The 12,004-nt window shown below is 54.0% G+C and carries 8 protein-coding genes; 4 read left to right on the plus strand and 4 right to left on the minus strand.

Annotated elements, in window-relative coordinates:
* Positions 1–300 precede the first annotated feature (300 nt).
* Positions 301–819, minus strand: coding sequence for a hypothetical protein (locus tag WCO56_25845; protein MEI7733021.1), 519 nt, complete (start codon positions 817–819; stop codon positions 301–303).
* A 548-nt stretch (positions 820–1,367) separates the two neighbouring features.
* Here WCO56_25845 and WCO56_25850 point away from each other — a divergent pair.
* The 3 genes from WCO56_25850 to WCO56_25860 all read left to right on the plus strand — a co-directional run bounded on the left by WCO56_25850 (position 1,368) and on the right by WCO56_25860 (position 5,398).
* Entirely contained in the window at positions 1,368–2,831 is a 1,464-nt protein-coding gene (locus WCO56_25850; GenBank protein MEI7733022.1) for a trypsin-like peptidase domain-containing protein, read from the plus strand.
* The gene (locus WCO56_25855) at positions 2,828–4,306 is read left to right on the plus strand and encodes a hypothetical protein (protein MEI7733023.1); all 1,479 of its coding nucleotides are present in this window, start codon (positions 2,828–2,830) and stop codon (positions 4,304–4,306) included. The genes WCO56_25850 and WCO56_25855 overlap by 4 nt, the downstream gene beginning before the upstream one ends.
* A gap of 144 nt (positions 4,307–4,450) precedes the next feature.
* Entirely contained in the window at positions 4,451–5,398 is a 948-nt protein-coding gene (locus WCO56_25860; GenBank protein MEI7733024.1) for an AEC family transporter, read from the plus strand.
* A gap of 1,041 nt (positions 5,399–6,439) precedes the next feature.
* Here WCO56_25860 and WCO56_25865 read toward each other — a convergent pair.
* The 3 genes from WCO56_25865 to WCO56_25875 form a co-directional block, all read right to left on the minus strand.
* Entirely contained in the window at positions 6,440–6,883 is a 444-nt protein-coding gene (locus WCO56_25865) for a hypothetical protein (protein MEI7733025.1), read from the minus strand.
* On the minus strand, positions 6,880–9,903 hold the full coding sequence (locus WCO56_25870; GenBank protein MEI7733026.1) for an N-6 DNA methylase: 3,024 nt from the start codon (positions 9,901–9,903) through the stop codon (positions 6,880–6,882). Before WCO56_25870 ends, WCO56_25865 begins: the two co-directional genes overlap by 4 nt.
* Positions 9,904–10,013: 110 nt before the next feature.
* Positions 10,014–10,229 carry a hypothetical protein gene (locus tag WCO56_25875; protein ID MEI7733027.1) on the minus strand — a complete coding sequence of 72 codons (216 nt, stop codon included), beginning with the start codon at positions 10,227–10,229 and terminating at the stop codon, positions 10,014–10,016.
* Between the two features lie 240 nt (positions 10,230–10,469).
* Between WCO56_25875 and WCO56_25880 the strand changes: the two genes are divergently transcribed.
* Positions 10,470–11,960 carry an Ig-like domain-containing protein gene (locus WCO56_25880; GenBank protein ID MEI7733028.1) on the plus strand — a complete coding sequence of 497 codons (1,491 nt, stop codon included), beginning with the start codon at positions 10,470–10,472 and terminating at the stop codon, positions 11,958–11,960.
* Positions 11,961–12,004: the final 44 nt, after the last annotated feature.

Here is a 12,004-nt window from a genome sequence, read left to right on the forward strand (position 1 = left end):
CCACGGATAAAAAAATCACCGAAAACAGTTGCAAAAATTAACACCGTTGCTGGGTCCCCACCGTCAGAAAGGATAAACCCTGTAGGGGTTTCGGCCTCCGGTCCCGTCGGGATGCCAGAAACCATGCCCGGATCAATGCTCTATGAGAAACCAACCGCACCCAGAAGGGGTGCTAACGACCCAAGCTCAGCGATGGCCTCGGCGGGGCGGGTGGAGCGCACGACGCGCTCACGAACTCCCGCGACGCTCGAACGGACGGCCCAAAGGCCGTTCGCTGCAGCGCATGGTTATGCGGATGGCTCATCGTGACTCACAAGTTGTGCGGCGGAAAACTGCGGCGCCGGTATCGCCTGATGCTGATACAAGCTGTAACCCAGATGTGCCGAATTGGCGACACGGAAAAAACTCTCCCGGCTTGGCGGCAAGCTTCTCACCGGAATCAAGCTGGATAGTCGTAGTGCCGTCGCGAGCAATTGAAACCACGCACATCTTAAGCTCTGGATCTCTTGGTGTGCGCAGTGAAAGGCTAACATCGTGATACATCAATGTGTGCGATGAAGTGAAAGCAAGTGGCTCTTGCGGCGGGGCAAGCGGCTCAGATAACGGCAAAGGAGTCAGGGCAATATCCTGACGATGACCAGCGCAACCAACGAGCAGCATCGCAACCCATGCAGCCGATAAAATCTGACTTTTGCACATAGCGCGTAATCCGCCTAACAGTAATATTGAACGAACTTTTCGTTCGTTGTTACAGGTGACAGGTTTTTCATTTGAGTGGTCATACTGGGTCGGGAAATCCAAGCTGTCAATGGCAAACAACCTTTGATCAGGAAGGCATTACACCGGGGCTGGATTATTCGGTTTGCCGGCGAAGTTGTCTTTATGCAGCTTCGCAGCAGTTTAACCAAGACAACGGGTGGGCTTAGACAGGGTCATTAGGCTATTGTCTGTCAATCCTTCGGATTGAGCGCCCGCATCCCGGATGGAGGCAACAATTCTGAAGGAATTGCGTCACCAGAGGCCAGGGTTGGTTGCGGGGGCGCAAGGGGGAGCAACCGTTGCTGGTTTTGCGCCCCACCTTTTCCAATCAACCCTGTATGGGTTGCGTCAATTTCCACTGGGATGGGGATCACCGGCCATTGCCACAACCCCTTCAGGGTTGCCCAGTCACGGGGGGCGTTGTACCCAAGGTAGAATCGGCCCTTTTCCCCTGACCGATTCAACCTTGGGCTCCGATGACATAATCCTTTCAGGATTTTTTAGAAAACCATTTCCCCAACCTCTCTGGCACACCCTTCGGGGTGCCTTCGGAATTCCCTCCCTTGTCCATGCTTGCAAGTTGGGCTGCGGTTCGGCATCTTCGGGGCGTGCATATACAACGCTTATGCGGACTGGGACTCGGTCTGGTTTTGGTGGCCAGCCTGGGGGCGGCAGAAACCGAACCGGAGAAATCCGTAGTCCAGATATTTACGTCCAGCCAACAGCCGATGTGGGATGCCCCGTGGCGTTCCCAACCGGTGCAACGTGCCGGTGGCACTGGCTTTGTCATTGCCGGCAAACGCATCATGAGCAACGCGCACGTGGTCAGTTGGGCGCGGCAAATCCTGGTGCGCCGTTACCAGGACCCGAAGCCGTACGAGGCGCGGGTCGAGTTTGTCGGGCACGATTGCGATCTGGTGCTGTTGAAGGTGGAGGATGAATCGTTCTTTGACGGCCTTGAACCGTTGGGTTTTGGCACTTTGCCCAAAGTGCGCACGGCGGTGACCACGTATGGCTACCCGGCTGGCGGAGAGCAAATCTCATACACCCGGGGCGTGGTCTCACGCATTGAGGTTCAGACCTACGCCCACATTGGCAACCGCGCTTTCGTGGCGGTGCAAACGGACGCCGCCATCAACCCGGGCAACAGTGGCGGGCCGGTGATTCAGGATGGCCGCGTCGTCGGGGTGGCCTTTCAAGGCATGCAAGGGTTGGAAAACACCGGGTTCTTCATTTCCCCGCCGGTCATTCAGCATTTTCTCAAAGACATTGCGGATGGAAAATATGACGGCTACCCCATGGCGGGCATTCGTCCGCTGCCGTTGCATAACCCGGCCCAACGCCGCGCCCTGAAGGTGCCGGAGCGGAGTTCTGTGGGTTGCCGGGTGGATAGTCTGGTCCATGGAACCTCGGCGCAAAGTCTGTTGCAGGAGGATGACGTGTTATTGCAAGTCGGCGCTTATGAAGTGGGCAGTGATTGCACCATTGTTTACCAAGGCAACCGCATGAATCTGGCCGCCGCCTTTCAGGAAGTGCAACATGGCGAAACGCTCCCACTCAAAGTCTGGCGCAAGGGTAAAGGGGTGGATATCCAGATGCCGGTCAAAATGTACGAAAAGGATAAGAGCGCTGGCAACCAATACGATGTCTTGCCGCGCTATTTTGTTTATGGCGGGCTCGTGTTTACTCCGCTGAGCCTGGATTATCTAAAGACCTTCGGCCAGAATTGGTCCGACGCGGCCAGCGCCGAATTGATCTACGAATTGTTCTATCGTCCGCATGAAACCCCGGAGAGCGCGCGACCGGAACCGGTGGTGCTTTCCGGTGTGCTGTCTGCGCCCGTAAATGCCAATTTCGGCGTCAAGGGCCGGCTGCTGGTGGATAAGATTAACGGCATGCGCATTGAAAAATTGGACGATGTCGTGCGGGCTTTCCAGGCCGGCCAGGGCGCGCAGCATACCTTGGAATTCCTGCCGCGCGGCACGTTTGAATGTCTGGATCGCCAGGCTGCCGACGCCGCCAACGCCGCCATTTTGAAAACCTACAATCTCCCCAAGGATCGCCGCTTATGAACCTGCTTCGATTTATACCCGTTTATGCATTGGCCATGGTGTGCTGCCTGCCGGGCCGCGTGGACGCCAAGTCCGCCCGTTCCGCCAATGGATCGGCGTGGGAAAACGCCATCGTGACCCTCGAAACCACCCGCAAACAGCATGATATGCAGCAGCCGTGGGTAAGCCGTCCGCAGACCATCTTCAAGCCGGCAGTGGTGATTGGACCACGGGAATTGCTGACCACGGCGGAGGATCTATTCAACCGTATCATGGTGCGCGCGCAAAAAGGCGGCCATGGCAAATGGTATGAAATGAAGGTCACCTGGCTGGACTATCATGCCGACCTGGCCTTGGTTACCACGGACGACGACGAGTTCTGGAAAGGGCTAAAACCTGTGGACATTCTTGGCACCAGCCCGGATAAGGATAACCTCCAATTGGCCCGTTGGAAAAGCGGCAACCTGGAGATTCGGAAAGCCGACTTCAATCAATACCACGTGGATGATTCACGGCTGAGTCCGGTCCCGGCGCTCTTCCTTGAATTTGATACGGATATGGTCTCCCTGGGGTTTGGCGAACCGATTTTTTGCGGTGGCAAGCTTGCCGCCCTGGTGTGCAGCCAGGCGGATAAACATGGCCGCGCCCTCATGAGTACGTTCATCAAAGGCGTATTGGACACCCGTAAAAAAGAGTGGCGCGGCCTGGGGTATTTTCCCTGGTTTTGGCAGCCGACGGAGAACATTGCCACGCATGCCTATTTGAATCAGACTGGCGAACCGCGCGGGGTCATCATTACCCAGGTGCCGGAGGGTGCCAAGGCGGGCGAAAGCCTCAAGTTGCGGGACATCGTGCTTCAAGTGGATGGTTTTGATATTGATGTGCAAGGCTACTATCAGGACCCCGACTACGGACGCCTGATCCTGGAAAACCTGGCGGTGCGCAATCGGTACGCCGGTGATGTGGTGCGGCTTAAGGTCTGGCGTGAGGGCAAGGAGATCACCGTCAACTATCGGCTGCCCAAGTTTGATTATGACTCCAAACTGTTGCCGGACCATGTTTATGACCGGGAACCGGAATACGTGATTTCCGGCGGATTGCTGTTTCAACCAATGAGCCGGCCGCTGTTGCGAAGCTGGGGCGCTGATTGGCGGCGGGCCGCGCCCTTCCGTTTGACGTATTATGATCATGAGCCCGTCACCACTAATACTCCCTCGCTGGTGTTGCTCTCGTATGTCCTGCCGGACCGTTTTAATATCGGTTACCAGGAATTACGGGGGTTGGTGGTGGACCAGGTCAACGGTCGTTCCGTGCGCACGCTGGCGGAGTTACAGTCGGCGCTAAAGCAGCCGCAGAATGGATTCCATAATTTGGTCTTCATGCGCAGCGATTCCATGCGCCACCTGGTGCTGGATGCCGATGAATTGGAAGCCGCCACCCGGCGCGTCGTGGAACTCTACGGGATACCCAAGGCCTTTCAGATAAAAGGGCAATGAGCGGGGGAAAACCCGAACTCCGAATCCCGAAAACCGAAACGGTTGTGCGAATTGGTCGCGGCGAACTAACCTCATGAACGGAGTGAATTTTCTATCGTTTTCGGGTTTCGGATTTCGCTTTTCGGCCTTCGGATTTTACCCCTCATGAGCGCCTTCCTCACCGTCCTCTACGCGGTGCTGCCCGTCGTCTGTGTCGCGCTGGCGGGCGCGCTCATGCGCCGTGCGAACTGGCTGAACAAGGATGCCGATGACAGCCTGATGCGGGTGGTCATCAACGTGTTTTACCCCTGCTTGGTGCTGGACAACGTGCTCGGTAACAAGGCGCTGGAAAACCTTGGGACCTTGATGCTCGCGCCCGCCGTTGGGTTCGGCACCGTCGCGGTGGGGATTGGCATCGCCTGGCTGGCGGTCCGATGGTGGGGCGGGGATTCGCCGGTGATGCAGCGCACCTTTGCCCTCGTCACTGGCATTTATAACTATGGCTACGTGCCGCTGCCGCTCGCGTTAACCCTGTTCGACCGGGAAACGGCGGGCGTCCTGTTCGTTCATAACGTCGGCGTGGAACTGGCCCTGTGGAGCATCGGCTACGCGGTGCTGACCGGCCACAAACTGGAGCATGGCTGGCGCAAATTTATCACGGTGCCGCTCGTGGCCGTCGGCCTGGCCCTGCCTTTGAACTTGCTGGGCGCGCAACACTTCCTGCCGGTCTTCATCTTGGAAACCGCCAAGCTGCTTGGTCAATGTGCCATCCCGCTGGGGCTGGTATTGGTCGGTGCCACCATGGCGGACTACGCCGCCGAATTCAAGCTATCCAAGATTGACCGGCTGTCATGGTTGGCCGTGTTGGTGCGTATGGCGGTGTTGCCTGTGCTGTTTCTCGTACTGGCCAAATACCTGCCCGCGCCCAAGGAACTTCGCCATGTCATCCTCTTGCAAGCCGCCATGCCCGCCGCCGTCTTCCCCATCATCATGAGCAAACACTACGGCGGCGACGCCCCCTTGGCGGTCCGCATCGTCGTGGCGACCTCGCTCGTCTCCGTGTTGACCATCCCGCTGGTCATCCGCTTGGGCATGCATTGGCTGGGCGGTTGAGTAGGGGTGGATGGCTGGTTGCATCGCAAACGATCAAACAGGTTTTGTTAGCCCCATCCTTGCCACCGGGAACGACCTAACGGAGGCCGTTAGGAGCTTCCGGGTGGCCGGGAACGAGCAAACAAGACTTTTTTGGTCCTCCCTTGTGTCAGGGAACCACCCAACGAGAGTCATTAGGTCTTTCCCGGTGACAAGGAACGACCAAACAAGAGTCGTTAAGTCCTTCCGGGTGACCGGGAACGTTCAAACAGGAGTCGTCAGGACGATTTAGGTGGTGGGACGACCTAACAAGAGTCATCAGCCTCTTCCCTGAGACAAGGAACGACCTAACGAAAGTCATCCGGTGTGTCCTGGCGACCGGGAACAACCTGACAAGAGTCCTCCGGTCCTTCCTTGTGTCAGGAACAACCAAACGAAAGTCATCCGGTGTGTCCCGACGACAAAGGACGGTTCAACAAGCGTCATCAGGTGTGCCTGGGTGACGAGGGATGATCAAACAGGAATCGTTAGGTGCATACCGCTGACGAGGGACGCTCTGATAAGAGTCATTGGATGTACCGCTGACACGCTGGCATGACTGGTGAAAAGGATTGAAAGTGTCCCGCTGCCGTGCCTAGCGGTTTTGTAAATGTGCGACCGTTCTTGGATTCAAGCCGCCAAGCTTCGGAGTGGCTTGGGAGCGACTTTTGCCCGGTCTTGAGGTGGATGGGGCGGCAGTGGATAACCAACTTTGAAGGATTCCGGCAATTGGCGGTACCAGCGCGGGTGGTTCTTTTGCAGCGCGGAGGCTAGCCAATGGCACATGAAAAATGCGGATTCAACCACGCCCAGTCCGGCTTTTGACCGGTTTGCGATAATGGGGCTGATGGGCAAAAACATGTTCGGCCCGTTCGGCCAATTCCTCCACCAGACTCTCTGGCAAAGAAAGACGGCAATAGTGGTTAACCTCATCTACAATGCCATCGGCCAAACACAGCGGACAATAACTCGTGGCCTTTTCAAACGGGCTGACGGGAGGATATTATTTTGAAAGTTATAGCTTCATCGTGTGGAACTATTTGTCGTTTTGCCTTCTTGCTGACTTTTTTGTAATTGCTCTGTTTCTTTCAATCCCCTAGCTCTATTGAATCCCTTTCCTGTTAGGCGATAATAATGACCCTTTTGATGTTCAATAAATCTACGAGCAATCAGACTGTCGAACTCTTCGATATAGGCAGCGTTTATGGCGGGATCATCATTTGAACCTAATGTTTGTTCTCCAGAGCGGACCCATTTTCCAAAACCATTGACCACAATTATAAACAAATCTCCTTTGTCAGCAGCATGAATGAGAATTTCTTTTTGCTTGGGCGTAATGTGACTCTTCGCAATTACTCCCAAAATCCACCAAATACCTTTTAGCAGTATGACAGCACCACCTAATATGGCGGCACACTTCGCCCAATAATCAACATTGACGACAAGGAAAAAATACAGCGTATTCATTTTACCGACATCTCCACAATTTTGATTTCCTCATGGGTTAGGCCGTAAAGTTCGTACACCAGCGCGTCAATCTGGCGATCCAGCCCAACGCATTTATTGCCGTAGAAATCTTTGTCCTTATCACTCATCGCGACGGCGAGTTGTTTTTGCGTCGTCAGCATTTGTTCAACCAAGCAGTTTAAACGGGTTTGGACGCTGCTCTCAATATTGGCTGGAAATGGGAGTTCTCGAGTTTGTTTGATGATAAGCTTTGGAAAATCGTCTCTCCTTGCGACTGTGTTAATTTGGCAGAAATACCATGAAATAATCCGGCTATTCAAAATAGCGAGAATGGCTTTTAATGAGATTGAACACCCTGGCTTTAGAATCAAACTCTGGACCGATTGGTTCGTGAGAAATATTTCATCAGCATAAACGGCTTGTAGTCTAAATTTTCGACTCAGCAGTTGGCGTAACAGTAAACGGGTACCCGCAAAGAAACGCTCCGGTTTTCCAGCTTCAATTGATGGCGTGTAGTCCTCATAAGCTATTTCGCCCAGATCAAGGATGTATCGGCGCATTTCTCCATTAAAGGCCCGTACTGCACGAGCCATTCCGCTTGCTGGGCGCGGGTGGAACTCTTCAATTCCACGCATGACCATAACAACGTCTTCAAATTTATTTTTCTGCTTACGTAGTTTTGTCACCAACTGTGTTTCCTCACGGGACGCTGTGACTAAAAACTCGGAATCTTCATTAACCAGCCATCCACTCAGATCCCCAATCTTTTTAAACTTGTAAAAATCTTCCGCTCCTTTGATTTTAAATCGAACTGGGAACACAAACAGCCTCACCAACGAATCCGAGCTGCTGTCCGTCCACGCTTTATCGTTTCGAGACTTGCGTGCCGTGACAATCATTGCATCTATGTAGGCACCATCAAATACATCGTAAGGTAATGAAACGAATGATTCCGGGAAGAAATCACGCACAAAAAGATGTCTTAGCTTTCGGCATGATGGGGTTGAAACCCATCCAGACGGAATGATATAGCCAAGATAACCGTTGGGTTTGATTACTGATGCAGCTCTCTCCACGAAAGCAATAAAAGTATCCAATGAATTTGCGAGTGTTTGATAATGTTCGCGAAAATAACCAATGGCTGTTTTGCCAGTCTCAGCCCCATACGGTGGATTCCCGACGATAGCATCAAAGCCGCCTTCCCATTCCGGTGGCAGTATGGTCGTGGCCGCCACCTCTTTATTTCCTGGTTTCTTTTTGCGACTGTAGCTGCCATGCAGCGGCACTCCAGGTGCCGTGTAGTCGAGTGGCACCGCTGCGGTTTCGTGTAATTCGTAGTTGGCCGGTCTCCGCTGGAAGATTTGCGGGAAGCGGTCTTCAAAATCCATTGGGTTGAGCTTCTTTTCTTCTACTGCCTCAAAAAGTTGTCCGGTCAAAACATCCGTACCGATGAGGGAGTTGCCACAGAGGATGTTTTTGTTAAGGGAAGGCAGGAGCGTTTCGTGGAATTCAAGTTGGTATTCGCGGGCGGTGCCAATGGTTTCTTCTTCCAGCAGCTTGAGATAGAGAGAGAGTTGGGCGACTTCCACAGCCTGATGGTCAATATCCACGCCATAGACGTTGTTGACAAGGATTTCGCGGCGTTGCTTGAGGGAGAGGTGCCACGCACCGTCTTCCCGCTGGACGCATCCGGCCTTCTTCGCCTTGTCCGGGTTGGCGTTGTACCAATCACGATGGTAGATCAACAATTTATCGAAGACCCCGAGCAGAAAGGAACCGCTGCCGCAGGCAATATCCGCAAACCGCAGTTCGGCAATTTGGCTAGGAGTTTTCCCCTCGATGAGTTTGCCGACGGTGTTATCCACAATGTAGCGGACAATATATTCAGGCGTGTAATAGACGCCACCGGCCTTGCGAACCTCGGGCTTCTCCTCGACTTTGGCGCGTTTATCGGTGGTGGTGATGACTTTCCCCAAGAACCGCTCATAGATGCTACCGAGAATTTCAATGGGGACGCAGTCGAAAGGGTAGGAGGTGTACTGGTGCGAGAGCCTTTTGCAGATGTCGGCAAAGGCATCGTCATCCACCTTGAAGCTGGCGGAGTCGAGAATGGAATGGGCCTTGAAGACAATACCATTGTAGATGCCATCCAGTTTGCGGGAAGCCGCGACGAAGTCCTGCCAGGCGGTGCCTTTCTTGCCGAAATGCGCGACGAGGTAATCCGGCAGGATTTGTTTATCCTCCAGGAAGCGGATGAAGACCAGACGATCCAAGGTGCGCTGGGTGATTTCGGTAAGGGTTTCGCCTTCGAGTTCAGGATTCTTGTTCTTGAAGGCGCGGGCGAGAATATCACGGTATTCGTCCAGTTCTTCAAGGAAGGCGTCATCGAAGCTTTGGGTGTCGCCTTTGAGCAATGATCCTTTGCCGCGCTTCTTGGGAAGATCGGCGGCGAATTTATCGAGGGAGCCTGCCGCGACGGCATCGCGGGAAAAGAGATGGAAGATTTCCCCAAACTTCTCGGCGTTGGAATAGTCGGCGTAGTGGTATTTCCGCAGGACTTGGGAGGTGGCTGTATCAATGCGGGGTTTATAGCGGCAATCGAGAATTTGGAATTGCTCAAAGTCGGTCAAAACGGCAACCGGCGTGCCCGCAATCCAAGCATAGCGGATGATTTGGAAACAATTGTCCGGCGTGGCAATGTCGCCAAAGGGTTTCTTGGCCTCCACAAACAACCGCACGTCATCACGGCGAAAGTTCGGGGCAATATAAAAGGCATAGTCGGCGCGGCGCTGGGACGTGCCCATATTAACGCCGCGCTCCACTTTGACTTCCTGCTGGAAGGGGTTCTTCTGCCAGTCGTGGTTGACGTCCCAGCCGAGGGCAATGAGGATTTTGTTGATGAAATCGGTGCGAACCTCGCTTTCCTGGTAGGTCGGAGAGAGATAATGCGCCTTATTCGCTTCAAAATCCTGTGCAAGCGCTTTGACGGTGGCCCAAGCTTCCTCGAATGTCATTGCCATAACGGGAAGGTACGGAGATAGGCGATTTAAGAAAAGAAAAAACCTACGTACCTGCCGCGGCTTGTACATCTTTACTACTCATCGCCGCTCAGGTTGAGGCCATGCCCAGTTTATTTTTGGGATTCCAGCAGCAACAGTCGTTCGGCAATGATCTCGGCCAAAAGTATTTTGGCATCCTTTAATTCGACCCGAAAGCGCCGGGCATCATTTTCCGCCCAGCGCGTGAAATAATAGGACCGACCACGGAATTCAAACTGGCGCTCATAAAGCAGAGCTCCGTCACTGACCCTGATTAATTCCACCTCCAACGCGATAGCGAAGGTCATTTTGGGATTTGTTTGATACGGCGAACCAGTTCTCTTTGGATCGCTTGTGCAATGGCTTCGCTTGCAAGTGTTGGTTCATCGCGCCCACGTTTCGCGTTGCTCTCCTGCTGAAACACCTTTGAAGGCACTCTGCGGGAACGGAACCGCTGACCGCGTTTAGCCGCTGGATAATATTTCTTCCAACCGGTGTTTGACAGGTGGGAAAACCGGTCTATGATTGGCAGGCTACTAATAGACGTTATGATCAATACTTATTCAAAGCTTTGGGCGCTCGCGCTGCTGGGCGCTTTCACTTCTGGTGCCTCCACCCCGACTTATACCACCGTGGCGGACACTTCCATGACCGTGCCGGGAAAGACGAACAAATTTTCAAACTTCGGCAACGTCGCTTACGAAGGCACCAAAGTCATCTTCGAACATATCACCTATGATCCGTACCAGAGCACCTTGTATTTCTGGTCGGGTAGCAGTTCCAGTCTCCTGGTGGACAAGGCGACCTCCGTTCCGAGTGGCGGCGGTGGTGTTTTTACCAACTTCTCGGCTTATTCCATGATGTTCCAAGCGGGTAAGCCGACGTTTGTGGGCATGGGTGCGGGGCGAACCGGGGTGTATCAGCACAACGGGACCAGCTTGGTGCGGGTGTTTGACAGCTCCACCATCCAGCCCGGTCCCGGGAGGCAGTTTGTGACCTTTGGTGCGCCTGAGGCGGAGGGAACTAAGCTGTATTTTCTGGCCGTGATTTCCCAAAATCAGCGCGGTATTTACAGTTTTGACAATGGAGTCCTGACGGAATTGCTCGCGCCTGGCAGCAAATTCCCGGGCAGCACCAATGATATTTCGATGAGTGCCCAATTGAGTGTGGAACACGGCGCCATTGGTTTTTGGGGCGTGGATGGTACCAACAATGTGAACGAGGGAATCTTCATCCTGAAAAATGGCACAGTGGCCACTATTGCCACAAGAAATACCACCGTGCCTGGGACCAATAGGTTTTTTACCCGCTTTTCCAGCCCTCCACTGGTGGCGGGCGGCAAAGTCTATTTCCTCGGATTTTACGATACCAATACCCACGCGTTGTTTTCCGCGAACCTGGACGGCACTGGTTTAACCACCATCTATGACCCCAAAAACAGCTACGCTGGCTTTACCAATAATTTTCTGTTTCCTGCGCCGCTGGCAGTGGATGGTGGCAAGGTGATTTTTTCCGGATACTCGGTGGGGGTCGGGCAAGGGGTGTTGGCGATCACCGGCAACACGCTGACGCTCTTGGCGGGGCCTGGTTCGCTAATCAACGGTAAAACCGTGTCGTACGCTCAGGCACAAACCAAAGGGTATGTAAGTGGTAAGCTCGCCTTTAGCGCCGGTTTCAAAGACAACACCGCAGGCGTTTTCATTCTTAATGGTTCCGGCGGCGGGACCGTCACGGATACCGTCAAACCGCTGCTTGCCATCACCGCCCCGGCCAATGGCTCGCGTCTTCTCGGTTCCCAGCCTACCTTGCAAGTTTCGGGCACCGCGTCTGATAACGTCGGCGTGGCGGGCGTGGTGCTGGCCGCCAATGGCAGTGCTGTTTCCCTGGTGAGCAGCACCAATAATTACCGAACCTGGAGCGCGCAGATGACCCCTGCGGCAGGAACCAATACCGTGACGGCCTACGCGACGGATGCGGCGGGAAATTATTCCCGGACCAATACCGTGGTGTTTTTCTATTCCGTGAATGGATTCTGCTGAAAAACCCTTGGTCATTTTTTGAGGCCCTTGGCTGGGCTGGGAGC

The organism is Verrucomicrobiota bacterium (assembly GCA_037139415.1).
GTDB lineage: Bacteria > Verrucomicrobiota > Verrucomicrobiia > Limisphaerales > Fontisphaeraceae > JBAXGN01.